Annotated in this window: 25 protein-coding genes; 18 read left to right on the top strand and 7 right to left on the bottom strand. The window is 61.8% G+C overall.

The features are described from left to right. Positions 1-248: 248 nt before the first annotated feature. Complete coding sequence (rpsT, locus tag BB029_RS05285; protein WP_003188401.1) at positions 249-527, top strand: 30S ribosomal protein S20; 279 nt, start codon at positions 249-251, stop codon at positions 525-527. 202 nt (positions 528-729) lie between these two features. On the opposite strand, the gene BB029_RS05280 is transcribed toward rpsT, so the two are convergent. Next, positions 730-1215, bottom strand: a complete 486-nt coding sequence (locus BB029_RS05280) for a peptidylprolyl isomerase (RefSeq protein WP_027606858.1) — start codon at positions 1213-1215, stop codon at positions 730-732. Here BB029_RS05280 and BB029_RS05275 point away from each other — a divergent pair. The 3 genes from BB029_RS05275 (at position 1214) to BB029_RS05265 (ending at position 4580) form a co-directional block, all read left to right on the top strand. Beyond that, the gene (locus BB029_RS05275; RefSeq protein WP_065938467.1) at positions 1214-1504 is read left to right on the top strand and encodes a DUF3565 domain-containing protein; all 291 of its coding nucleotides are present in this window, start codon (positions 1214-1216) and stop codon (positions 1502-1504) included. The two genes, BB029_RS05280 and BB029_RS05275, sit on opposite strands and share 2 nt — an antisense overlap. 79 nt (positions 1505-1583) lie before the next feature. Then, the gene (gene pta / locus BB029_RS05270) at positions 1584-3683 is read left to right on the top strand and encodes a phosphate acetyltransferase (protein ID WP_027606860.1); all 2100 of its coding nucleotides are present in this window, start codon (positions 1584-1586) and stop codon (positions 3681-3683) included. Beyond that, complete coding sequence (locus BB029_RS05265; protein ID WP_065938466.1) at positions 3684-4580, top strand: acyltransferase; 897 nt, start codon at positions 3684-3686, stop codon at positions 4578-4580. 179 nt (positions 4581-4759) lie between these two features. Here the strand turns inward: BB029_RS05265 and cysN are convergent, their stop codons facing one another. The 3 genes from cysN to BB029_RS05250 form a co-directional block, all read right to left on the bottom strand. After that, on the bottom strand, positions 4760-6658 hold the full coding sequence (gene cysN, locus BB029_RS05260) for a sulfate adenylyltransferase subunit CysN (protein ID WP_065924067.1): 1899 nt from the start codon (positions 6656-6658) through the stop codon (positions 4760-4762). A gap of 9 nt (positions 6659-6667) precedes the next feature. After that, complete coding sequence (gene cysD, locus BB029_RS05255; protein WP_017137614.1) at positions 6668-7585, bottom strand: sulfate adenylyltransferase subunit CysD; 918 nt, start codon at positions 7583-7585, stop codon at positions 6668-6670. Positions 7586-7721: 136 nt separating this feature from the next. Continuing rightward, positions 7722-8480, bottom strand: coding sequence for a Nif3-like dinuclear metal center hexameric protein (locus BB029_RS05250; protein WP_065938465.1), 759 nt, complete (start codon positions 8478-8480; stop codon positions 7722-7724). Positions 8481-8582: 102 nt separating this feature from the next. On the opposite strand from BB029_RS05250, the gene algW reads away from it, so the two are divergent. Continuing rightward, positions 8583-9737 (top strand): Do family serine endopeptidase AlgW, encoded by a 1155-nt coding sequence (gene algW, locus BB029_RS05245; RefSeq protein WP_027606864.1) that lies wholly within the window; start codon positions 8583-8585, stop codon positions 9735-9737. A gap of 112 nt (positions 9738-9849) precedes the next feature. Then, the gene (locus BB029_RS05240; RefSeq protein WP_065938464.1) at positions 9850-11946 is read left to right on the top strand and encodes a TonB-dependent siderophore receptor; all 2097 of its coding nucleotides are present in this window, start codon (positions 9850-9852) and stop codon (positions 11944-11946) included. Between the two features lie 89 nt (positions 11947-12035). On the opposite strand, the gene hemH is transcribed toward BB029_RS05240, so the two are convergent. Both hemH and BB029_RS05230 read right to left on the bottom strand, forming a co-directional pair. Continuing rightward, positions 12036-13061 (bottom strand): ferrochelatase, encoded by a 1026-nt coding sequence (gene hemH, locus BB029_RS05235; protein ID WP_065938463.1) that lies wholly within the window; start codon positions 13059-13061, stop codon positions 12036-12038. A gap of 15 nt (positions 13062-13076) precedes the next feature. Then, on the bottom strand, positions 13077-13976 hold the full coding sequence (locus BB029_RS05230) for a TIGR01777 family oxidoreductase (RefSeq protein WP_065938462.1): 900 nt from the start codon (positions 13974-13976) through the stop codon (positions 13077-13079). Between the two features lie 212 nt (positions 13977-14188). On the opposite strand from BB029_RS05230, the gene BB029_RS05225 reads away from it, so the two are divergent. From BB029_RS05225 to BB029_RS05170, 12 genes are all read left to right on the top strand, one after another. Continuing rightward, a complete protein-coding gene (locus BB029_RS05225) occupies positions 14189-15175 on the top strand; it encodes an NAD(P)/FAD-dependent oxidoreductase (protein WP_027606868.1) in 987 nt (328 codons plus the stop codon). Further along, on the top strand, positions 15172-15387 hold the full coding sequence (locus BB029_RS05220; RefSeq protein ID WP_065924060.1) for a TIGR02450 family Trp-rich protein: 216 nt from the start codon (positions 15172-15174) through the stop codon (positions 15385-15387). The genes BB029_RS05225 and BB029_RS05220 overlap by 4 nt, the downstream gene beginning before the upstream one ends. A gap of 111 nt (positions 15388-15498) precedes the next feature. After that, complete coding sequence (locus BB029_RS05215) at positions 15499-16464, top strand: DUF523 and DUF1722 domain-containing protein (protein WP_027606870.1); 966 nt, start codon at positions 15499-15501, stop codon at positions 16462-16464. 15 nt (positions 16465-16479) lie between these two features. Then, positions 16480-17409 carry a MerR family transcriptional regulator gene (locus tag BB029_RS05210; protein ID WP_065938461.1) on the top strand — a complete coding sequence of 310 codons (930 nt, stop codon included), beginning with the start codon at positions 16480-16482 and terminating at the stop codon, positions 17407-17409. After that, positions 17410-18852: a deoxyribodipyrimidine photo-lyase gene (phrB, locus tag BB029_RS05205; RefSeq protein WP_065938460.1), complete on the top strand. Its 1443-nt coding sequence runs from the start codon at positions 17410-17412 to the stop codon at positions 18850-18852. Continuing rightward, a complete protein-coding gene (locus tag BB029_RS05200; RefSeq protein ID WP_065938459.1) occupies positions 18845-19267 on the top strand; it encodes a nuclear transport factor 2 family protein in 423 nt (140 codons plus the stop codon). Before phrB ends, BB029_RS05200 begins: the two co-directional genes overlap by 8 nt. Continuing rightward, positions 19264-20046, top strand: coding sequence for an SDR family oxidoreductase (locus tag BB029_RS05195; RefSeq protein ID WP_065938458.1), 783 nt, complete (start codon positions 19264-19266; stop codon positions 20044-20046). The genes BB029_RS05200 and BB029_RS05195 overlap by 4 nt, the downstream gene beginning before the upstream one ends. Beyond that, entirely contained in the window at positions 20043-21290 is a 1248-nt protein-coding gene (locus tag BB029_RS05190) for an NAD(P)/FAD-dependent oxidoreductase (protein WP_065938457.1), read from the top strand. Before BB029_RS05195 ends, BB029_RS05190 begins: the two co-directional genes overlap by 4 nt. Further along, on the top strand, positions 21287-22096 hold the full coding sequence (locus BB029_RS05185; RefSeq protein WP_065938456.1) for a DUF1365 domain-containing protein: 810 nt from the start codon (positions 21287-21289) through the stop codon (positions 22094-22096). The genes BB029_RS05190 and BB029_RS05185 overlap by 4 nt, the downstream gene beginning before the upstream one ends. Beyond that, on the top strand, positions 22083-23354 hold the full coding sequence (locus BB029_RS05180) for a cyclopropane-fatty-acyl-phospholipid synthase family protein (protein ID WP_065938455.1): 1272 nt from the start codon (positions 22083-22085) through the stop codon (positions 23352-23354). The genes BB029_RS05185 and BB029_RS05180 overlap by 14 nt, the downstream gene beginning before the upstream one ends. Then, positions 23347-23826: a DUF2878 domain-containing protein gene (locus BB029_RS05175; protein ID WP_065938454.1), complete on the top strand. Its 480-nt coding sequence runs from the start codon at positions 23347-23349 to the stop codon at positions 23824-23826. The genes BB029_RS05180 and BB029_RS05175 overlap by 8 nt, the downstream gene beginning before the upstream one ends. Before the next feature lie 54 nt (positions 23827-23880). Next, complete coding sequence (locus BB029_RS05170; RefSeq protein ID WP_016977069.1) at positions 23881-24186, top strand: YkgJ family cysteine cluster protein; 306 nt, start codon at positions 23881-23883, stop codon at positions 24184-24186. A 136-nt stretch (positions 24187-24322) separates the two neighbouring features. Here BB029_RS05170 and BB029_RS05165 read toward each other — a convergent pair whose 3' ends face one another. Then, the gene (locus BB029_RS05165; RefSeq protein WP_027606880.1) at positions 24323-24841 is read right to left on the bottom strand and encodes an acyloxyacyl hydrolase; all 519 of its coding nucleotides are present in this window, start codon (positions 24839-24841) and stop codon (positions 24323-24325) included. Positions 24842-24888 lie beyond the last annotated feature (47 nt).

Below are 24888 nucleotides of genomic sequence, written 5' to 3'. Positions count from 1 at the left end.
GAGTTTGCGCCTATAGATAAAGAGCAGGCGAACTAAGCGCCTACTTATGCGATACTGCGCGCCTGCAACAGCACAGCGCCAAAGCTCGCGAGTTTACAGGTCAAGCGCCGGAAATAAATCACCCGCCTCTTCAGATCGACCACTCAGCAGTTCGCATCAGCCGGCCTTGACAACACATCAAGTCATCGGCATGATTCGCGGCCTATTTTGTTTGCTATTTCCTAAAAAGTCTTTCGAGGAGCTCGACGGTGGCCAACACACCTTCCGCCAAAAAACGTGCAAAACAGGCTGAGAAGCGTCGCAGCCACAACGCCAGCCTGCGTTCCATGGTTCGTACCTACATCAAGAATGTAGTTAAAGCCATCGACACCAAAGACGCTGAAAAAGCTCAAGCAGCTTACGTTCTGGCTGTGCCAGTTATCGACCGTATGGCCGATAAAGGCATCATCCACAAGAACAAGGCCGCTCGTCATAAAAGCCGCCTGAATGGCCACATCAAGGCTCTGAGCGTTCCTGCTGCAGCCTAAGTGGTAGCAACTGCAACGCAACCCCGGTTGCGAAACAGTTAAGAAATGCCCCATACCGAAAGGTCTGGGGCATTTTTGTTTGTGACTGAAAATACACCACGATCAAAATGTGGCCGGGGTATCCGGTAGAGATTTTCAAGCGCACAAAAAAACGCCCCGAACCAGTCGGGGCGTTTTTGCTACCACTTGATCAAAACATCAATCAATGGTGATGGCCGCCTTCACCGTGGACGTGACCGTGGGCCACTTCTTCCTGGGAAGCGTCGCGGATGGCAACGATCTTCACTTGGAAGTTCAGGCGCTGGCCAGCCAGGGGGTGGTTGCCGTCGACGGTGACGTCGTCGCCGTCCAGGTCACGGATAGTGACGATCTGCATTTGACCGTCCGGCGCGGAGGCGTGGAACTGCATGCCCACTTCCAACTCATCAACACCTTCGAACATGCTGCGGCTCAGGGTGCTGACCAGTTCGGCGGAGTATTCGCCGTAGGCATCTTCAGGCTCTACGGCAACGGTCAGCTCATCACCAACGCTTTTGCCTTCCAGGGCCTTTTCCAGGCCTGGGATGATGTTACCTGCGCCTTGCAGGTAGACCAGCGGCGCGCCGCCGGCTGAGCTGTCGATGACCTCACCAGCGTCGTTGGTCAGGGTATAGTCGATGGAGACAGCCTTGTTAGCGGCGATCGTCATGGGGCGAGACCTTTTGCATAAGAATGAAGAACGGACAAGTCTAAACAAGGATTTGCCCGAAAGCGAACAGAACCCGGACGGACGGGACCGATCAACGGCATCCCTGGTCATCGGTTTCCATCAGGACGAGGAGGGTCACTGGGTTGCCGGGCTGTCCTGCGGCCACACCCAGCACCTGCGCCACCAGCCGCCATGGCAGTCTCGCGCCTGGGTACTCGACGCCACACAGCGCCTGGAAAAAATAGGCCAGCCCTTTGCCTGCGGCTGGTGTGCGCAAGCGCCCGAATAACGATAACCTTGGCGCCTGATTCCCGGTAGGCACTCAACCATAGGGCGCCACCGAAGCCATGCACCTCCAGAGAATTCGCATGCAGACTTTTTTTATCGCGCCCACCGATTTTGGTGTGGGTCTGACCTCCATCAGCCTTGGGCTGGTGCGCACCCTTGAGCGAGCCGGCCTGAAAGTCGGTTTTTTCAAGCCGATTGCCCAGCCACATCCCGGCGATACCGGCCCCGAACGCTCCACCGAGCTGGTGGCTCGCACCCATGGCCTCAAGCCGCCACAACCGCTAGGCCTGGCTCACGTGGAACGCATGCTCGGCGACGGCCAGCTCGACGAACTGCTCGAAGAAATCATCACCCTTTATCAGCAGGCCGCCGTGGGCAAGGACGTGCTGATCGTCGAAGGCATGGTACCGACCCGCAGCGCCAGCTATGCGGCCCGGGTCAACCTGCACCTGGCCAAGAGCCTGGATGCGGAAGTGATCCTGGTCTCGGCCCCGGAAAACGAAGTGCTCACCGAACTCTCCGGCCGCGTGGAACTGCAGGCCCAGTTGTTCGGCGGCCCGAAAGACCCGAAAGTGCTCGGCGTAATCCTGAACAAGGTGCGCACCGACGAAAGCATGGAAGCCTTCTCGGCGCGCCTCAAGGAGCATTCGCCCTTGCTGCGCAGCGGTGATTTCCGCCTGCTCGGCTGCATTCCTTACCAGCCGGAACTCAACGCGCCGCGCACCCGCGACGTGGCCGACCTGATGGGCGCGCAAATCCTCAACGCCGGCGACTACGAAACCCGGCGCATGACCAAGATCATCATCTGCGCCCGCACCATGCGTAACACCGTGGAGCTGCTCAAGCCCGGCGTGCTGGTGGTGACCCCCGGCGACCGTGACGACATCATCCTCGCCGTCAGCCTGGCCGCGATCAACGGCGTGCCCCTGGCCGGCCTGCTGCTGACCAGCGACACCCTGCCCGACCCGCGCATCATGGAGCTGTGCCGCGGCGCGTTCCAGGCTGGGCTGCCGGTTTTGTCGGTGAGTACCGGTTCCTACGAGACCGCCAACCTGCTCAACAACCTCAACAAGGAAATCCCCATCGATGACCGCGAGCGCGCGGAGATCATCACCGATTTCGTCGCCAGCCACCTCGATGCGCGCTGGCTGCACCAGCGCTGCGGCACGCCACGGGAGATGCGCCTGTCGCCGGCGGTGTTCCGCTACCAGTTGATCCAGCGCGCCCAGGCGGCCAACAAACGCATCGTGCTGCCCGAGGGCAGCGAACCGCTGACCGTGCAAGCCGCCGCCATCTGCCAGGCCCGGGGCATCGCGCGCTGCGTGCTGCTGGCCAAGCCGGCTGACGTGGAAGCCGTCGCGCGCGCCCAGGGCATCGAATTGCCCGAAGGCCTGGAGATTCTCGACCCGGACCTGATTCGCCAGCGCTACGTGGAGCCCATGGTTGCCCTGCGCAAGAGCAAGAGCCTGAATGCGCCGATGGCCGAGCAGCAACTGGAAGACACCGTGGTGATCGCCACCATGATGCTCGCGCTGGATGAAGTGGACGGCCTGGTTTCAGGGGTTATCCACTCCACCGCCAACACCATTCGCCCGGCTCTGCAGCTGATCAAGACCGCACCGGGCTGCACCCTGGTGTCGTCGGTGTTCTTCATGCTGTTCCCCGAGCAGGTGCTGGTCTACGGCGACTGTGTGATGAACCCGCACCCCAGTGCCGCCGAGCTGGCGGAAATCGCCTTGCAAAGCGCCGACTCGGCCGCTGCCTTCGGCATCACTCCGCGTGTGGCGATGATCAGCTACTCCAGCGGCGACTCGGCCAGCGGTGAGGAAGTGGAGAAAGTCCGCGAAGCCACCCTGCTCGCCCATGAACAGCAAAGCTCATTGCTGATCGACGGCCCGCTGCAATACGACGCCGCCGCCAACGAAACCGTCGCTCGCCAACTGGCCCCGGACAGCCTGGTCGCCGGCAAAGCCACCGTGTTCGTGTTTCCGGACCTGAACACCGGCAACACCACCCACAAGGCCGTGCAACGCAGTGCCGATTGCGTCAGCCTGGGGCCGATGCTCCAAGGCCTGCGCAAACCGGTCAACGACCTGCCACGGGGTGCTCAGGTCGACGACATCGTGTACACCATCGCGCTGACTGCGATCCAAGCCGCCAACCGACCTATGGATATCTAAATGCTGGATTTTCTACCTGCCGCCGTACGCGGGGTGATCGCGTCCTTGTTGCTGGCGCTGAACACGATCCTGCTGTGCTCATTCCTGTTCATCGTGGCGCTGTTCAAGGCGCTGCCCTTCGCCAAGCGCTTCAGCGAATGGCTGATGAACCACACCCATGAAGCCTGGGTCACCAACAACAAGGGCTGGATGAATCTGGTGCGCCATACCCGTTGGCACCTTAAAGGTCTTGAAGGCCTGGACTACCAGCACTCGTACCTGGTGACCAGCAACCATCAGAGCTGGGTCGACATCATGGTCCTGCAATACGTGCTCAATCGTCGGATTCGCCCGCTGAAATTCTTCCTCAAGCAGGAGTTGATCTGGGTGCCGGTGATTGGCCTGGCGTGGTGGGCACTGGGTTTTCCCTTCATGAAGCGCTACACCAAGGCCTACCTGGAAAAACACCCGGAGAAGAAAGGCAAGGACCTGGAAACCACTCGCAAGACCTGTGCGAAGTTTCGCGACAACCCGGTGGGTATTTTCAACTTTGCCGAAGGCACGCGTTTTACACCGGGCAAGCATGCGCAGCAGAAGTCGCCGTTTCGCTACCTGCTCAAGCCCAAGGCGGGTGGTATCGCGTTTGTGCTGGATGCCATGGGGGAACAACTCAAATCACTGGTCAACGTGACCATTCACTACCCTGGCGGACGTCCTGGGTATTGGGACCTGCTGTGCGGGAATGTGAAGGACGTTGTGGTGCAGTTTGAAGAGGTGCAGATTCCGGCCGAGTTTATCGGCAGGAATTATGAGCAGGATGGGGAGTATCGGTTGGCGTTCCAGGGGTGGATCAACCAGCTGTGGGAAACCAAGGATGCGTTGCTGGACCGACTTCACAAAGACTTTCCAGACAAATGATGAACAAAATGTGGGAGGGGGCTTGCCCCCGATAGCGGTGGATCAGTGACAGATGTACTGACTGACACACTGCTATCGGGGGCAAGCCCCCTCCCACATTTGACTGCGCCCGGTCTTTAAGATGTGAAAAAGCCCGCCACCGATCACTCGGTGGCGGGCTTTTTTTGTGGCCGCGAGGTTTAGATCGCGCCGCGCTGACGCAACAGTTCCAGCACTTGCTTGACGCTGTCTTCCAGCGACAGGGCCTGGGTGTCGATTACCAGGTCGGCATTCAACGGCACGTCGTACGGGAAGGATTCGCCAGGGATGTTATCCCCACCCGCCGCGTACAAGCCCTGCGGATCACGCTCGGCGCACACCTGCGGGGAGGCCTGCACGTATACGGTCAACAGGCGGTCGCTGCCAATCAGCGCCTTGGCCTGTTCACGGCCTTCGGCATCCGGGGCAACGAACGCGGCCAGGGTCAGCAGGCCGGCTTCGTTGAACTGACGCGCCACGTGAGCGGCACGGCGCCAGTTTTCGGTACGCCCGGCACGGTCCTGGGGCAAGCCCTTGTTCAGGTCGTGACGCAGGTTCTGGCCATCCAGCACGAACACCGCACGGCCCATGTCGAACAGCTTGCGCTCGACCGCATAGGCCAGGGTGCTCTTGCCCGCGCCTGACAGGCCGCTGAACAACACGGTAGCCGGTTGCTGGCCGAAACGCTGGGCGCGCTCCTCGGTGGCGACATGGGCCAACTTGCCATGATGCGCCGCACTGCCGTGGGTGACCGGCGGTGCGATGATCATGCCGGCGCCCACGGTGCCGTTGGTCAAGCGGTCGATGACGATAAACGCACCGGTGGTGCGGTTGCTGTCATAGCCATCCAACGCGATGGCGGCGTCGAGGCTGACCTTGACCCGGCCGATCTCGTTCAACTGCAGCGAACTCGCCGGGCCTTCGGCCAGGGTGTTCACGTCCACACGGTGCACGATGCTGGTGATGGAACCCGGCACGTAGCTGGTGGCGCGCTTGATGTCGTATTTCTTGCCCGGCAGCATCGGTTCTTCGGCCATCCACACCAGCATGGCGTCGAAGGCGTCGGTCACTTGCGGCACGTTGTCGGCATGCACCAGCAGGTCACCACGGGAGATGTCGATCTCGTCTTCCATGGTCAGGGTCACGGCCTGGCCTGGGCCGGCGTGTTCCAGCTCACCTTCGAAGGTGACGATGGATTTGACGCGGCTGCTCTTGCCCGACGGCAGCACCACGACTTCGTCGCCTTTGTGCACGATGCCGCTGGCCAGGGTGCCGGCGAACCCACGGAAGTTCAGGTTCGGTCGGTTGACGTACTGCACCGGGAAACGCAGGTCGGTGTAGTTACGGTCGTTGGCGATCTCGACGGTCTCGAGGATCTCCATCAGCGACTGGCCGGTGTACCAGGGCGAGTGCTCGCTCTTGTTCACCACATTGTCGCCCTTGAGCGCCGACATCGGCACGAATGCCATGGTGCTCGGCTTGAAGGCGATGCCCTCGGCGAACTTCAGGTAATCGGCCTTGATCGACTCGAACACGCTTTGGTCAAAGCCATTGATGTCCATCTTGTTGACGGCGATCACGATGTGCTTGATGCCCAGCAACGAGGCGATATAGCTGTGGCGACGGGTCTGGGTCTGCACGCCGTAACGGGCGTCGATCAGGATGATCGCCAGGTCACAGGTGGACGCACCGGTGGCCATGTTGCGGGTGTACTGCTCATGGCCGGGGGTATCGGCGATGATGAATTTGCGCTTGGCGGTGGAAAAGTAGCGGTAGGCGACATCGATGGTGATGCCCTGCTCACGCTCGGCCTGCAGGCCGTCGACCAGCAACGCCAGGTCGATGTCGTCACCGGTGGTGCCGGACTTTTTCGAGTCACGGGTGATGGCTTCCAGGTGATCTTCGTAGATCATCTTGGAGTCGTGCAGCAAGCGCCCGATCAGGGTGCTCTTGCCGTCGTCGACGTTGCCACAGGTCAGGAAGCGCAACATCTCTTTGCGCTCGTGCTGGCCCAGGTAGGCGAGGATGTCCTCGCTGATCAAATCAGATTGATGCGACATGACAGCCCCTTAGAAATAGCCTTGACGTTTTTTATCTTCCATCGAGCCTGCACCATCGTGGTCGATGACACGGCCCTGGCGCTCGGAAGTTCGCGTCAGGAGCATTTCCTGAATGATGTCCGTCAGCGTCTCGGCTTCGGACTCCACCGCGCCCGTCAACGGGTAGCAGCCAAGGGTACGGAAACGTACTTTCTTTTTGACGATTCGGGCTTTGTCTTCGTCGGACAAGTGCTCGAGGATGCGGTCGTCGTCGATCATGATCAACGTGCCGTTCTTCTCGATGACATCGCGCTCGGCGGCGAAGTACAGCGGCACGATCGGGATGCCTTCCAGGTAGATGTACTGCCAGATATCCAGCTCGGTCCAGTTGGACAGCGGGAACACACGGATCGACTCACCCTTGTTGACGTTGCCGTTGTAGACGTTCCACAGCTCCGGGCGCTGGTTCTTCGGGTCCCAGCGGTGCTTGCTGTCGCGGAACGAGTACACGCGCTCTTTGGCACGGGATTTCTCTTCATCGCGACGGGCACCGCCGAAGGCAGCGTCGAAACCATGCTTGTCCAAGGCCTGTTTGAGGCCTTCGGTCTTCATGATGTCGGTGTGCTTGGCGCTGCCGTGGGTGAACGGGTTGATGCCCTGCGCCACGCCGTCCGGGTTGACGTGGGTGATCAGGTCCAGGCCCAGCTCTTCGACCATTTTGTCGCGGAACTTGTACATCTCCTGGAATTTCCAGCGGGTGTCGACGTGCATCACCGGGAACGGCAGCTTGCCCGGGAAGAAGGCCTTGCGCGCCAGGTGCAGCATCACGGCGGAGTCTTTACCGATCGAGTAGAGCATCACCGGGTTATCGAACTCGGCGGCGACCTCGCGGATGATGTGGATGCTTTCCGCCTCCAGCTGTTTCAGATGCGTCAGTTTGTCGACCATGGTTACTCACGGAAAAACGATCTTATGGACGGCCAGCGGGCCGTGTTCGAGCGGGGCATGCTAGCACAGCACCTTCTTCTATTCAGGGCGCCATCTAGATCGAAACGGTATATCAATATGCCCCCAGGTTTGGCCGTCAAATCGGGTTGGGGCAATCGATGAACAGATGCTCCAGGGCGAAGCGCCGCGCCAGGTAATCGCCCAGCGCCTGTACGCCGTAACGCTCGGTGGCGTGGTGGCCGGCGGCGATAAAGCTGATGTCGTTTTCCCGGGCACTGTGGAAGGTTTGCTCGGAGGCTTCACCGCTCAGGAACAGGTCGACGCCGGCGGCGATGGCGTTGTCGATGTAACCCTGGCCACCGCCGGTGCACCAGCCGACACGGCGGATCATCTGGCTGCCTTCGATCAGCAGCGGCTCGCGGCCCATCACGTCCTGCACACGCCGGGCGAAGTCGCGGGGTGACAGCGGTTCGGCGAGCGAGCCAACCAGGCCGACGATCTTGGGGTTGCTCGGGTCCAATGGGCCTTCGACGGTGATGTCCAGCTGGCGGGCGAGTTGCACGTTATTGCCAACGTCGGGGTGCAGGTCCAGCGGCAGGTGGTAGGCCAGCAGGCTGATGTCGTGTTTGAGCAGGGTTTTCAGGCGGCGTTGCTTCATGCCGGTGATACAGGGGGTTTCGCCTTTCCAGAAATAACCGTGGTGCACCAGGATCAAATCGGCCTGGGCTTCGACGGCCGCGTCCAGCAGGGCTTGGCTGGCGGTCACGCCGCTGACGATGCGCATCACTTGCGGCCGCCCCTCGACCTGCAGGCCATTGGGGCAGTAATCGGCAATCTTTGCGCTGCCGAGGTAGCGGTCCGCTTCCTCGACGAGGGTGGTAAGGGGGACGGCCATAAAAGACTCCTAAATATCCCGTTCCGAGGCGCTCGCAGCCTCGTATAATGCGCGACATTATGGGCGCTCTCCCGCCCCCTGCAACCTGTCAGGACTTACTTGATGCTCAAGGCACTGCGTTTTTTTGGATGGCCATTGCTGGCTGGCGTGCTGATCGCGATGCTGATTATTCAGCGTTATCCCCAGTGGGTGGGCTTGCCCAGCCTTGATGTCAACCTGCAACAGGCGCCCCAGACCAGCTCGGTGGTGCAAGGCCCGGTGACTTACGCGGACGCGGTGGTCATCGCCGCTCCCGCGGTGGTCAACCTGTACACCACCAAGGTCATCAACAAGCCGGCCCATCCGTTGTTTGAAGACCCGCAGTTCCGCCGTTATTTCGGTGACAACGGACCCAAGCAGCGCCGCATGGAGTCCAGCTTGGGTTCGGGGGTGATCATGAGCCCCGAAGGCTACATCCTCACCAATAACCACGTGACTACCGGCGCCGACCAGATTGTGGTGGCCCTGCGTGACGGCCGCGAAACCCTGGCCCGTGTGGTGGGCAGCGACCCGGAAACCGACCTCGCGGTCCTGAAGATCGATCTGAAAAGCCTGCCGTCCATCACCCTAGGCCGCTCCGATGGGCTGCGGGTGGGTGATGTGGCACTGGCCATCGGCAACCCGTTCGGGGTGGGCCAGACGGTGACCATGGGCATCATCAGCGCCACCGGGCGGAACCAGCTGGGGCTGAACAGCTACGAGGACTTTATCCAGACCGATGCGGCGATCAACCCGGGCAACTCCGGCGGCGCACTGGTGGATGCCAATGGCAACCTGACCGGCATCAACACGGCGATTTTCTCCAAGTCCGGCGGCTCCCAGGGCATCGGCTTTGCGATCCCGGTAAAGCTGGCGATGGAGGTGATGAAGTCGATCATCGAGCACGGCCAAGTGATTCGCGGCTGGCTGGGGATTGAAGTACAGCCGCTGACCAAGGAGCTGGCCGAGTCGTTCGGCCTGACCGGGCGCCCAGGCATCGTGGTTGCCGGGATTTTCCGCGATGGCCCGGCGCAGAAAGCCGGCCTGCAACTGGGGGATGTGATCCTCAGCATCAACGGCGAACCGGCCGGTGATGGGCGCAAGTCGATGAACCAGGTGGCGCGGATCAAGCCAACCGACAAGGTGGCTATCCAGGTTATGCGCAACGGTAAAGAGATCAAGCTGCTGGCGGAAATTGGCCTGCGCCCACCGCCTGCGCCGGTCAAAGAAGAGGAATAAACCGCCTCCACAGGTACCCGTTCGCGGGTACCTGTAAGCATATATTTCAAAGCAAAAGCATTCTCATTAGACATGTTATATTGTTTCAATATCGCTATTGGAACGCTCTATCATGCCGTCTCGAACGTTTGCCCCCCTGGCTGGCCTGGCCTTGGGTTTGCTGCTGGATCCCGCCTTTGCCGAAGACAATACCGTTGAGCTGGACACCATCAGCGTCACCACCGACGCCTATGAATCCGCCACCGGCCCGGTCAAAGGCTACCGTGCCACCCGCTCTGCCAGCGCGACTAAAACCGACACCGCCCTGCGCGACATCCCACAATCCATCAGCGTGATTCCCGCCTCGGTACTTACGGACCTGGGCAGCACCCACGTGGAACGCGCCCTGGAGTTTGCCGGCGGGGTATCCAAGCAGAACAACTTTGGCGGCCTCACCCTCTACGAATACAGCGTGCGCGGCTTCACCACGTCGGAGTTCTATCAGGATGGTTTCAGCGCCAACCGTGGCTACCCGAGCACACCGGACGCGGCCAATATCGAACGCATCGAAGTGCTCAAAGGCCCGGCCGCCAGCCTGTATGGCCGTGGTGATCCCGGCGGCACCGTGAATATCGTCACCAAAAAGCCTCAGCCTGAAGCCTTCACCACCGTGCAAACCAGCGCCGGCAGTTGGGATCGCTATCGCACCGCCTTGGACGTCAACACGCCACTGGACAGCGAGGGCAACCTGCTGTCGCGGGTCAACCTGGCGGTGGAAGACAACAACAGCTTCCGCGATCACGTCGAGAGCAAGCGCGTATTCGTCGCGCCCTCATTCAGCTGGCAGCTGGACCCGGACACCCGCCTGCTGGTGGAAAGCGAATTCGTACGCCACAGCTCCACCTTCGACCGGGGCATCGTCGACGCCCCAGGCGTATCGCGCTCCACCTTCCTCGGCGAACCCAACGACGGCGATATCGACAACCACAACAACCGCATCCAGGCGACCCTCGAGCATCATCTCAACGACGCCTGGAAACTGCGCCTGGCCAGTCATTACAAACAAGGCAGCCTGTGGGGCGACGCCTCGGAAAACCGCGCGCTGAACGCCGACGGCCATACCCTTAACCGCCGTTACCGCGAACGCTCCACGGGCTGGCACGACAGCATCACCCAACTGGAACTGCGCGGCCTGTTCGACCTTGGCAGTTGGCAGCATGAATTGCTGGTCGGCACCGAATACGAGGACTACCGCAAGAAGGAGCGCGTCACCGCCATAGCCGGCAGCCCCTACGCCATCGACCTCTACAACCCGGTCTACGGCCAGCCCAAACCCAATGGCGCACGCTCCGGCACCGACTTCTTTGAACAGACCAAAAGCCAGGCGCTGAACCTGCAAGACCAGATCATCTTCACCGACCGCTTGCGCGGCATGGTCGGCGCGCGCTTCGAGCATTTCGAACAAAGCACCGACGACTTCACCCGCAACCACGCCAAGAGTCGGCAAACCCACGACGCACTTACCCAGCGCGCCGGCCTGCTGTATCAACTGACGCCAGAGGTCGGCGTATTCGCCAACGCTTCCACCTCGTTCAAGCCCAACAGCGGCCTGGACGCCAGCGGTAAGACCTTCAAGCCCGAAGAAGGCGTAGGCTATGAGGTGGGGATCAAGAGCGAGCTGTTCGACGACCGCCTCAGCACCACCCTCGCCGCCTTCCATATCGAAAAGGAAAACGTGCTGGCCCTGGACCCGGCCACCAATACCAACCGCGCCATGGGCAAGGCTCGCAGCCAGGGCTTCGACCTGCAACTGACAGGACAACTGACCGATGCGGTACGCGTGATCGGCGCCTTTGCCTACATCGACGCCGAAGTGACCAAGGGGGATAAAGCCATTCCTGCGGGCAGCCGCATCCTCGGCGTGGCCAAGCGCAGCGGCAGCCTGTTGGGGGTGTATGAATTCCAGGACGGCGCGCTGCGCGGTTCAGACCTGGGCGCGGCGTTCACCTATGTGGGGGATCGCTCAGGTGAAGCGGGCAGCCGCTTTGAACTGCCCGCCTACCACACCGTCGATTTACTGGCCCATTACAAGGCCACGCGGAACGTCACCGTGGGCCTGAATCTCAACAACCTGTTTGATGAAAAGTACTACGAGCGGTCCTACAGCAATTACTGGGTCAATCCCGGCGAGCCGCGCAACCTCACCGTCAGCCTGACCCTCAACCTCTAACCCCCCCTTGCTCGCGAAGCACCTGAGAGCGCCGCGTTACCCCAGAGGCGCTGCGTTATCGTTAACGACCTTCGCGAGCAAGCTCGCTCCTACAGTGACAGCGGTGCTCTTTCGCAGAGCGTATTGAGCGCCGCCGCCCATTGCGGGTCATCATTGAGGCACGGCACCAGCACCAACTCCTCACCGCCCGCCTCGCGGAATTGCTCCCGACCACGATCACCGATCTCTTCCAGGGTCTCGATGCAGTCGGCAACAAACGCGGGGCACATCACCAGCAGCTTTTTCACCCCTTGCCGGGCCAGCGCTTCCAGGCGTGCCTCGGTGTAGGGTTCGATCCATTTCGCGCGGCCCAGGCGCGACTGGAAGGCCACCGACCATTTGTCGTCGGGCAAACCCAGGCGCGCGGCGAAGTCGCGGGCAACGCTGAAGCATTGCGCGCGGTAGCAGGTCGCGAGCACCTCAGGCGAGGCGTTCTTGCAACAGTCCGCATCCTTGAAGCAATGCTGGCCGGTCGGGTCGAGCTTTTTCAGATGGCGCTCGGGCAAGCCGTGGAAGCTCAGCAGCAAGTGGTCGTAATGCGCGTCTATATAAGGTCGGGCGCTGGCTGCCAACGCGTCGAGGTATTCCGCCTGATCGTAGAATGGCTGCAGGATCGAGAACTGTACGTTGAGCTTTTTGTCACGCACTACCCGCTTGGCTTCTTCAATCACTGTGGTCACGGTGCTGTCGGCAAATTGCGGGTACAAGGGCGCCAAGGTGACCTTTTGAATACCTTGGGCGGCCAACCGCGTGAGCGTCGTTTCCAGGGAAGGCTCGCCATAACGCATCGCCAACTCCACTGGCCCCTGGGTCCACTGCGCGGTCATCTGCTGTTGCAGGCGACGGCTGAGCACCACCAGCGGCGAGCCCTCGTCCCACCAGATCGAGGCGTAGGCGTGGGCCGATTGCTCGGGGCGCTTGATCAGGATCAGCGACACCAGCAAGCGCCGCACCGGCCACGGCAGATCAATGACATAAGGGTCCATCAGGAACTGATTGAGGTAGCTGCGCACATCGGCCACCGAAGTGGACGCCGGTGAACCCAGGTTGACCAGTAACAACGCGTGATCCGTCATGCAACATCCTATCTCTTAGCGGCGGCTGGAAACGTCGTCCAAGGCCGCACGCAACTCAGTGAACTGAAAAGTGAAACCGGCCGCCAGCAGGCGTTCGGGCAATGCTTTCTGGCCGCCCAGCAACAAGCCGGACAACTCGCCCAAACCCACCTTCAACGCAAAGGCCGGCATCGGCATGAACGCCGGGCGGTGCAGCGCCTGGCCCAATGTCCTGGCGAACTCGCGGTTACGCACTGGGTGCGGCGCGCAGGCATTATAAGGACCGCTGGCGTCATCCTTGTGCAGAAGAAAATCAATCAGGGCGATTTGATCCTTGATATGCACCCATGGCATCCACTGCCGCCCGTTGCCGATAGGCCCGCCCAGCCCCAGTTTGAACGGCAGCAACAGGCGCGACAAAAAGCCGCCCTCGGCCGCCAGTACCAGGCCGGTACGCACCAGCACCACGCGAATGCCCATCGCTTCGGCACGTTGGGCGGTTTCTTCCCAGGCGATGCATAGTTGGCTGGGAAAATCGTCCTGTACCGGCCCGCTGGCTTCGGTCAGTTCGCGCTCGCCACCGTCGCCATACCAGCCCACCGCCGAACCGGAAACCAGCACCGCCGGTTTCTGCGCCTGGCTTTCGAGCCAGGCCAGCAGGGTTTCGGTCAAGCCGATGCGGCTGCTCCAGAGCAGCGCCTTGCGTTTGTGGGTCCAGGGACGGTCAGCTATCGGCGCGCCTGCCAGGTTGACCACCGCGTCCACCGCGCCAATCACCTCCTCCAAGCGAGCCACTCCGAGCACCGTTGCACCGCATAACCGGGCGACGTCTTCAGGATGGCGGCTCCACACCGTCAGGCGATGACCTTGGGCAATCCAGTGTTGGCAGAGTTGGCGACCGATCAGGCCGGTACCGCCGGTCAGCAAAATATGCATGGGACGCTCCTCATGTAACGTTCGCCGCCGATCACTAGTCTATTTTATAAGCAGGGATCAATTTGTAATCGAGCGTGACTTTTGTTTAAGCCTCATGCTTAACCATAGGTCACGCCAAGCGATCAGGTACGCCAAAACTTATACCAAAAAATAATATTGTACAGCTATTGGTGTCGGCGTAGCCTGTACCCAACGGTAAAACGAGGCCTCCCATGACTGTCCCCATCGCGATCATCGGCACCGGCATCGCCGGTCTCTCCGCCGCCCGAGCGTTACAAGACGCCGGGCACGTTGTACAACTCTTCGATAAAAGCCGCGGCAGCGGCGGCCGCATGTCCAGCAAACGCAGCGACGCCGGCGCACTGGACATGGGCGCCCAATACTTCACCGCCCGCGACCGACGCTTCGTCAACGAAGTGCAGCGCTGGCAAAGCAACGGCTGGGCCGAGCAATGGAAGCCCCAGCTGTACAACTTCAAGTCCGGCCAACTCACCCCCTCCCCCGATGAACAGATCCGCTGGGTCGGCACGCCACGCATGAGCGCCATCACCCGCGCCCTGCTAGATGACCTGCCGGTGGAGTTCGGCTGCCGGATCACCGAGGTGTTCCAAGGCAAACAACACTGGAACCTGTTGGATGCCGACGGCGAAAACCACGGCCCGTTCAGCCATGTGATCATCGCCACGCCCGCCCCCCAGGCCACAGCCCTGCTGGCGGCAGCGCCCAAATTGGCGAGTGCCGCCGCCGGCGTGAAGATGGACCCGACCTGGGCCATTGCCCTGGCCTTCGACAAGCCCCTGGATACCCCCATGGAAGGCTGCTTCGTGCAAGACAGCCCGCTGGACTGGCTGGCGCGCAACCGCAGCAAGCCCGGGCGCGACACGACCCTCGACACCTGGGTGCTGCATGCCACCAGCACCTGGAGCAAGGCCCACCTGGACCTGTCCAAGGACGCGGTGATCGAACACCTGCACGGTGCCTTCGCCGAATTGCTGCACAGTGCCATGCCCGCACCGTCCTTCAGCCTGGCCCACCGCTGGCTCTACGCACGGCCGTCAGCCGCCCATGAGTTCGGGGTGCTGGCCGACGCCGACCTGGGCCTGTACGTGTGTGGCGACTGGTGCCTCTCGGGGCGCGTGGAAGGGGCATGGCTCAGTGGCCAGGAAGCCGCGCGACGGTTGATCGAGCACCTGCAATGAACCGCATCAACCCGGCCAAATTGCTGCTGTCAAAGTGGACGGCAGCCCGGCCCCGCAACAAGGAAAAACACTTCCTGGTCACCGAACTGTTTCGTGACGAGGACGGCACAGTGCTGGAAATCGAATTGCAAGCCGTGATGACCCTGCGCGCCGAGCGCCTGGCCTGGCAAACCCTGCAAAATGCCGAGGCTTGGCAAATCGGCTGGAAATAGCCCCGCGCAAATACTTGTACAAAATATTTGACTTGTACAGCATCAAACCTATGATGAGATTTAGTTGTACAGATTTCAGATCTTGTACAGGAATCTTGCAGAGGTTTGGCCATGCCCAGCACACCGTCCATCAAGCCGAAGATTGGCATCAGCGCCTGCCTGCTGGGCGAGAACGTGCGTTTCAATGGCGGTCACAAGCAGTCCCAGCTATGCAGCGAGGTCCTCGCCGAGTACTTCGACTTCGTGCCGCTGTGCCCGGAAGTGGCGATCGGCCTCGGTATCCCCCGTGAAACCATTCGCTTGGTGGGCGATGCCGAACAGCCCCAGGCCGTCGGCACCGTACACCGCGAGCTGAATGTCACCGCGCCGCTGGACGCATACGGCCGCAAAATGGCCGCCGAACACACTGACCTGTGCGGCTACATCTTCATGCAGAAGTCGCCGTCCTGCGGCCTGGAACGCGTCAAGGTCTACCGTGAAAACGGAGCGCCGGTGGAGGGCGGCGGGCGTGGCATCTACGCCCAGGCGTTCTGCGCGCGTCACCCGAACCTGCCTGTGGAAGAAGATGGCCGCCTGAATGACCCTGTACTGCGGGAAAACTTCCTGACCCGCGTCTTCGTCTACGCCAGTTGGCAGCAACTGCTGGCCGAGGGCCTGACCCGCCACCGTCTGCTGGCGTTTCACGCGCGCTACAAGTATTTGCTGATGGCCCACAGCCTGATGCATTACAAGAGCCTGGGCCACCGCCTCGGCAGCATGGCCAGGGACGTCAACCTCGACGAGGTGGCCGCCTGCTATTTCAGCGACCTGATGACCGGCCTGAAAAAGTGCGCCACCCGCGGCACCCACACCAACGTGCTGCAACACATCAGCGGCTACCTCAAGCAGGCCATCAGCGCGGATGACAAACAGGAAATGCAGACGGTCATCAGCCAGTATCACCAGGGCATCGTGCCGCTCGTGGTGCCGTTGACCCTGCTCAAGCATCACTTTCGCCAACACCCGGACCGCTACATCGCGCAGCAGGCCTACTTGCAGCCGCACCCGGAAAATCTCAGCCTGCGGAATGCGATCTAAACCATGAAAAGCGTCATGACCGCTATCTTGCAAGACGAACCCGGCGCAGACATCGCCCAAGCCCTCGAAGACGGCTGGCTGCCGATTCGTGAAGTGGCGCGCCAGACCGGCGTCAACGCCGTGACCCTGCGCGCCTGGGAACGCCGTTATGGCCTGATCGTGCCCCAGCGCACCCCCAAGGGCCATCGGCTGTTCAATGCCGACCATGTACAACGCATCCACACCATCCTCACCTGGCTCAATCGCGGCGTGCCGGTCAGCCAGGTCAAAGGCCTGATCGATTCCGCCCAAGCCCTTCCCGATGCCGTCGAGAACGAGTGGCACGCCTTGCGCCAGAACCTGGTGCAGGCCGTCAGCGAACTGGCCGAACGCCGGGTGGACGATGTGTTTAACCAGGCCATGGCGCTGTACCCGCCGCGCACCCTGTGCGAGCAATTGCTGTTGCCGTTGCTGCAGGAGCTGGAACAGCGCTGGCAAGGCCAGTTCGGCGCACAGATGGAGCGGGTGTTTTTCCTGTCCTGGCTGCGCAGCAAGTTCGGTGCACGCATCTACCACAACAACCGACAGTTGCACGGCGCGCCGCTGCTGCTGGTCAACCACTCCGACCTGCCGCTGGAGCCGCACCTGTGGCTCAGCGCTTGGCTGGCCAGCAGCGCCGATTGCCCGGTGGAAGTCTTCGACTGGCCGTTGCCCACCGGCGAGCTGGCCCTGGCGGCGGAACACCTGCAACCGCGTGCCGTGCTCCTGTATTCGAGCAAGGCCCTGCAATTGCCGGCACTGAGCAAGCTGCTGGCTGGCGTCAATTGCGCAAAACTGCTCGTCGGACCCACGGTCTGCATCCACCAGGCCGAGCTGGCTGTATTAACCCAAGACATTGCGCAATTGTTCGTGGCCGAAGACCCGTTGTCGGCCCATCAGCTCCTGATCCAGCGTGGACTTATCTAAATGCACTTGATCTGGCTGCGCACCGACTTGCGCCTTCACGACAACACCGCCCTGGCCGCGGCCTGCCAGCGAGGCCCGGTGGCGGCCGTGTACCTGGTCACGCCCCAGCAATGGCTGGCCCATGACGATGCCCCCTGCAAAGTGGATTTCTGGCTGCGCAACCTGCAGCACTTGAGCCAGGCCCTGGGCACCCTGAACATTCCCTTGCTGATCCGCCATGCAGCTACCTGGGACCAGGCCCCCGCCGTACTTGGCCAACTGTGCCGGGAACTGTCCGTGGCGTCGGTGCACGTCAACGAGGAATACGGCATTCATGAAAGCCGTCGCGATGCAGCTGTCGCTGAGGCGCTGGAAGCCGGCGGCGTGACGTTCCACAGCTACCTGGACCAACTGCTTTTCCAACCGGGCAGCGTGCTGACCAAGACCGGCACCTACTTCCAGGTGTTCAGCCAGTTCCGCAAGGTCTGCTACGCGCGCCTGCACAGCGCCCTGCCGCGTCGGGTCGCAACGCCCAAGGCCCAAGCCGCGCTCACGCTCAAGAGCGATCCGATTCCCGAACAGGTCGACGGCTTCGAACCGCCCAGCGAAACCTTGCGCGCCCTCTGGCCCGCCGGCGAAGACGAAGCCCGCCGCCGCCTCGACGCCTTTGCCGACCAGCAGATCAGCTACTACAAAGACGAACGGGATTTTCCGGCCAAGCCCGGCACCAGCCAGCTCTCCGCCTACTTGGCCGCCGGTGTGGTTTCGCCGCGCCAATGCCTGCACGCCGCCCTGCAAACCAACCAGGGCGAATTCGAAAGCGGCGACATCGGCACCATCACCTGGATCAACGAGCTGCTATGGCGTGAGTTCTACAAGCACATTCTGGTCGGTTACCCACGGGTCTCCCGTCACCGCGCTTTCCGTCCCGAGACCGAAGCCCTGGCCTGGCGCGATGCGCCCGAGGACCTCGCCGCCTGGCAACAGGCGCGCACCGGCCTGCCGATCATCGATGCCGCGATGCGCCAACTGCTGGAAACCGGCTGGATGCATAACCGCCTGCGCATGGTGGTGGCGATGTTCCTGACCAAGAACCTGTTGATCGACTGGCGCGAAGGCGAGCGCTTCTTCATGCGCCACCTGATCGACGGCGACCTCGCAGCGAACAACGGCGGCTGGCAATGGAGTTCATCCACCGGCACCGATTCGGCGCCGTATTTCCGGATTTTCAGCCCGCTGAGCCAGTCGGAAAAATTCGACGGCGATGGCGTGTTTATCAAGCGCTGGCTGCCGGAGCTGGCCACGCTGAACAAGAAGGAAGTGCACAACCCGCAAGCGCTCGGCGGCCTGTTTGGCGTGGCGGATTACCCGCGCTCGATTGTCGACCTGAAAAAATCCCGCGAACGCGCCCTGGCGGCCTTTCGCAACCTGCCTTCACGCCAGGAGGTCGCCGAACATGAGTGACTTCCTGCGCCGCTTCGCCCAGGCCTTTGCCTCGCTGGACAAGCACAACCTGCAACTGCTCGACAGCCTCTACAGCCAGGACATCGCCTTCACCGACCCGCTGCATGAAGTCCATGGCCTGACCGCGCTGCACACGTATTTCGCCGAGTTGTACAGCAATGTCAGCCAGCTGCGCTTCGACTTCCATGGTTTCGACCAGGTGGCCGAAGGCGAAGGCTACCTGCGCTGGAACATGAGTTTCTGCCACCCACGCCTGGACAAGGGCAAGGTCATCTACGTGGAAGGCTGCTCGCACCTGATGTGGCGTGACAAGGTGTACCGCCACCGCGATTACTTCGACGCCGGCGCCCTGTTGTACGAACACCTTCCCGTGTTGGGCGGGGTCGTCAGTTGGTTGAAAAGGAGAGTGGGATGAACGCACTGCCGCCCCGTCGTTATTGGCTGACCGGTGCCAGCAGTGGCATCGGTGCCGCGCTGGCCGTGGAGCTGCTCACCAGCGGCGCCCACGTGGCCCTCAGTTCACGCACCAAAGGCCCGCTGGAAGCGCTCGCCCAACGTTACCCCGGCCAGGTGCTGGTGGTGGCCGGCGACCTGACCAACAGCCAGACCGTGCGCGAGATCGGTGAGCACATCGGCGCGGCCTGGGGTTCGGTCGACACCGTAGTCCTCAACGCCGGCACCTGTGAATATGTCGACGCCAGGCAATTCGATGCCTCGATTATCGAACACGTGGTGCGCACCAACCTGCTGGCCAGCAGTTACTGCATTGAAGCGGCGCTGCCGTTGTTGCGTGCCGGGCGCACGCCACACCTGGTGGGCGTCGCCAGCGCCGTGACCTACCTGCCGATGCCGCGGGCCGAAGCGTATGGCGCGTCCAAGGCCGGGCTGCGCTACCTGTTCGAATCCCTGCGCATCAGCCTGTCGACCGAAAACATTGATGTCACGGTGATCAGCCCGGGCTTCGTCGACACCCCACTCACCGAGCGCAATGACTTCCCGATGCCCCTGAGCTGGCCAGCCGACAAGGCCGCGCGGCATATCTTCGCCAAGCTGGAAAAACGCCCGCTGGAGATCGCCTTCCCCGCACTGTTTATCGCCACGCTGTGGCCGCTGTCGAAACTGCCGAACCGCGCGCAATTGATCATCGGCAAACGCATGTTGCGCAGCCCGCCACCGAAAAAGGACGACCTGTGAAGATCGCCATTATCGGCAGCGGTATCGCCGGCCTGACCAGTGCCTACCTGCTCAGCCGCCGCCACGACATCACCCTGTTCGAGGCGGGCGACCGTATCGGCGGGCACACCCACACGGTCAACGTCACCGTCGAGGGCAAACCCTATGCGGTGGACACCGGCTTCATCGTGTTCAACGACTGGACCTACCCCAACTTCATCCGCTTGCTGGGGCAGATCGGCGTGACCTTCAAACCCACCGAGATGAGCTTTTCGGTGTGCGACCAGGGCAGCGGCTTCGAGTACAACGGCAACAACCTCAACAGCCTGTTTGCCCAGCGCCGCAATATCCTCTCGCCGGGCTTCTGGGGCATGCTGCGTGACATCCTGCGCTTCAATCGCCAGGCCCCGCTGGACCTGCAAGAGCAGCGCATCAGCGTCGGGATGACCTTGGGTGACTACCTCGAAGCCGGGGGCTACGGGCCACGGTTTATCCGGCATTACATCGTACCGATGGGCGCGGCGATCTGGTCGATGTCCCTGGCGGACATGTTGGATTTCCCGTTGCAGTTCTTTGTGCGTTTCTTCAAGAACCACGGTTTGCTCTCGGTGAACAACCGGCCGCAGTGGTGCGTGATCGAGGGTGGCTCCAGCCGTTATATCGAACCGCTGACCCGCAGCTTTCGCGAGCAGATCCGCCTCGACTGCCCGGTGCATCTGGTCGAGCGTGACGCAGAGGGCGTAATCATTTACAGCGCCGCCGGCACCGAAGCCTTCGACAAGGTGGTGTTCGCCTGCCACAGCGACCAGGCACTGGCCCTGCTCGGCGACCCGAGCCAGGCCGAGCAGGAGATCCTCGGCGCCCTGCCCTACGCCGACAATGATGTGGTGCTGCATACCGACACGCGCCTGCTGCCCGAGCGCAAACTGGCCTGGGCCAGCTGGAACTACCGGCTGAGCGGCGACACGCAGACCCAGGCCGCCGTCACCTATGACATGAACATCCTGCAAGGCATCGACAGCGCCACCACCTTTTGCGTCAGCCTTAACCAGACCTCGATGATCAACCCGCTGAAGATCCTTGCGCGCTATACCTACGCCCACCCGCAATACAGCCTGGCCGCCGTGGCCGCACAAGCACGCTGGGAAGAACTGAACGGCACCCGCCATACCTGGTACTGCGGCGCCTATTGGGCCAACGGCTTCCATGAAGACGGCGTCGTCAGCGCCCTGCGCGTAGCCGAAGCCTTTGGGGAAAGCCTGTGAACAGCGCCCTGTACAGCGGCTGGATTGCCCATCGGCGGTTTGCCCCCAAGGCCCACGCCTTTCGCTACCGCATCGGCCTGCTGTACCTGGACTTAAGCGAACAAGAGCAAGTGCTCGGGCTGTCGCCCCTGGCCGGCGCAAGCCGCCTGGCGCCCTTCGGTTTTCGCCAGCAGGACTACCTGCGTGAATTTACGCGCCACGGCATGAGTTTGACCGATGCCGTGCGCCAGGAAGTCGGCAAGGCCCTGGGGCATACACCCCTGGGCGTTATCTGCCTGCTGACCCAGGCCCGCAGTTGGGGCCTGGCTTTTAACCCGGTGAGTTTCTTCTACTGCTTCGAGGCCGACGGACGACTGGCCGCGATCCTGTGCGAAGTCACCAACACCCCATGGCGCGAGCGCTATCACTATGTGCTGCCGGCCCAGGCCCTAGGTGCGGATGAACACCAGCACTTCGCCGTGGCCAAGGCGTTTCACGTGTCGCCGTTTTTGCCGCGCGACCTGGAATACCGCATGAGCTTCAGCCCGCCCGCCACCAAGCTCGGCGTGCACATGGCCGATTGGCAGGGCGACGTGAAAGTCTTCGACGCCACCTTGAGCCTGCACAAAGAAACGCTGAACCGCGCCAGCCTGCACCGTTACCTGTGGCGCTATCCGTGGATGACCGCCAAGACCTGCCTGGCCATTTACTGGCAGGCCCTGCGCCTGTTGCTCAAGCGCACACCGATTTTTTCCCATCAGGCCGCCGACGGCGCCTCTCGCACAGCAGTCGGGTACACCAAGGATCGCCGCCATGAAATCCCCTAGCTTATCGGTCAAGACCCACCGCCTGAACATCAACGGCATGACCAGTGCGCTGCTGCGCAAGGGCGTGCTGCGCCAACTCAGCCAACTGCGCCATGGCCAGTTGGTGGTGATCGAGGACGGCGAGCGCCAGGTATTCGGCGCACGGGAAGCGCACCTGCTGGGGGAAATCCAGATTCTCGACTCGGCGGTCTGGGGGCTGGTGGCGGCCAACGGTTCCATCGGTGCGGGCGAGGCCTTTATCCACGGCTATTGGACCAGCCCGGACCTGACGGCGGTGGTGCGGGTGATGGTGAGTAACCTGGATGTGCTCGACGCGATGGAGGGTGGCCTGGCCAGATTGGCACGGCCGTTCACCCAAGGCCTGCACTGGCTCAACCGCAACACGCGCAAGGGCTCGCAAAAAAACATCGCCGCCCACTACGACCTCGGCAATGAGCTGTTCGCAGAATTCCTCGACCCGACCATGATGTATTCGGCCGCGCAGTTCCTGACGCCCGACGACAGCCTGGAACAGGCGCAACTGAACAAACTGCAACGCATCTGCCAGAAGCTCGCGCTCAAACCCACCGATCATCTGCTGGAAATCGGTACCGGCTGGGGCAGCATGGCGCTGTATGCGGCGCAGCAGTACGGCTGCAAGGTCACCACCACGACCTTGTCCAAAGAGCAGTTCGCCTACACCGAAAAACGCATCGCGGCCCTGGGCTTGCAAGACCAGGTCACGTTGTTGCTGCAGGACTACCGCGACCTGACCGGCGAGTACGACAAGTTGGTGTCCATCGAGATGATCGAAGCGGTGGGCCATCGCTTCCTGCCGACCTACTTCAAGCAGTGCGCGCACCTGCTCAAGCGTGATGGCCTGATGTTGCTGCAAGCCATCACCATCCGCGAGCAACGCTTCGAGCAGGCGAAGAACAGCGTCGACTTTATCCAGCGCTATATCTTCCCCGGCGGTGCCCTGCCCAGTGTGCAGAACATGCTGCACATCGTCAGCCGCGACACCGATATGAACCTGCTGCACATGGAGGACTTCGGCCTGCACTACGCGCGAACCCTGCGCCTGTGGCACGAGAACTTTCGCCACGCCCATGGCCGCCTGACGGAGTTGGGCTACGACGAATATTTCCTGCGGTTGTGGGAGTTCTACCTGTGCTACTGCGAGGGCGGCTTTATGGAGCGCACCATTGGCACGGCGCAATTGCTGTTGGCCAAACCGTCGGCCATCAACCCTCCGCTGCTCGGGCGCTTCAGTGCTTAAACCACTGGCCAATGCCGTGCTGTTCCAGTGCGGGTGGTTTGCCTGCGTACTCGGTGGCGATGGCCCTTGGTTGCTGGTGGGGCTGGCGGTGCTGGCAATCCACCTGCTGTGGATAAGTTCGTGGGCCACCGACGGCGCGCTGATTATCCGCGTGACGCTGCTGGGCACGGTACTGGATACGTTGCTGCGCAGCCTGGGGGTGTTTCACTTCAGCGAGCCCGGACCGCTGATTCCGTTCTGGCTGATCCTGCTGTGGGCGGTACTGGCCACCACCCTGCGCCATTGCCTGGCCTGGAGTGCGCGGCCCTGGTGGCGTGCGGCAGCATTGGGTGCGCTCGGGGGCCCGCTGTCGTATTACGCCGGCAGCCAGTTGGCGGGCGTGCATTTTGGCTACCCACTGCTACCCACCATGGCGGGGCTGGCGCTGCTTTGGGCGGTGGTGTTCCTCGGACTGCACCGGCTGGCGCGCTGACGCCTGTCAGACCTTTCACACCTGCGTCACCCGCTTGCCTTACACTGCGCGCCTATGACCAACATCCCCCACACCCAGATCACCGAACCCGCCGTCACCTGCTCGACCTGCGCGGCCTGCTGCTGCCAGCTGGAAGTGATGCTGATCACCGACACCGGCGTGCCGGAGCGCTATATCGACACTGACGATTGGGGCGGTGAAGTGATGCTGCGCCTGGATGACGGCTGGTGCGCGGCGCTGGATCGGGACACGATGATGTGCACGATTTACGAGCGTCGGCCGCTGATTTGCCGGGAGTTCGAGATGGGCGCACCGGAGTGCCTGACCGAACGCGAAGGCATCGCCACGGCCTACCGCTGATCTCAGGCCAGTGAGGACCTTAATGTGGGAGGGGGCTTGCCCCCGATAGCGGAGTGTCAGTCGCGGAATTTGCCAACTGATCCATCGCCATCGGGGGCAAGCCCCCTCCCACACTGTTTTGCAGCGTTCCTGGGAATTACAGCGGCATGGTGTAGTGCAGCGAGTAGCTTTCTACACCATCGTTATTGCTGCTGATCCCGGCATTGGAGTAGTGCGTGGCGCGAATGCCGACTTCATGCCCACCGGTGAAGCGCAGGCCAAAGCCCAGGCGGTCTTCGAACTGGAAAGCCTGGCCGATGTTGTTGTCTTCCAGCTTGGTACGGGAAAACACTGCCACGCCAATCCCGGCTTCGATGTAAGGCTTGACCGACTGGCCGGCAAACTCATACACAAATACCGGCGAGAACGACAGGCTGCTGGCACCTGCACGGTCATCACCCTCCCAATAGGTATAGGCGCCGCTCCAATAGCCGGTCAGGCGACCGACGTCACTCTGCATCCAGCTTTTATCCCAATCCGAGGTCAGGCCCAGTCGATAGGTCAACGTCGAATCGCTGGTACTGCCCACCCCAAACTCCAGGCCTGCAGCCTGGGCCGAAACAGAGTGTCCCACCACTACGGCCGCAATCGCGGCCAAACAGAACAAGCGCTTCATAAGAAACAGTCCTTTGAAAACAAAGTTTGTATGAATTTTTACAGGCC

The organism is Pseudomonas sp. S3E12, assembly GCF_001702295.1.
GTDB lineage: Bacteria > Pseudomonadota > Gammaproteobacteria > Pseudomonadales > Pseudomonadaceae > Aquipseudomonas > Aquipseudomonas marginalis.
The sequence above is the reverse complement of the archived record's forward strand: the minus strand, read 5'-3'. Positions and strand labels throughout refer to the sequence as shown.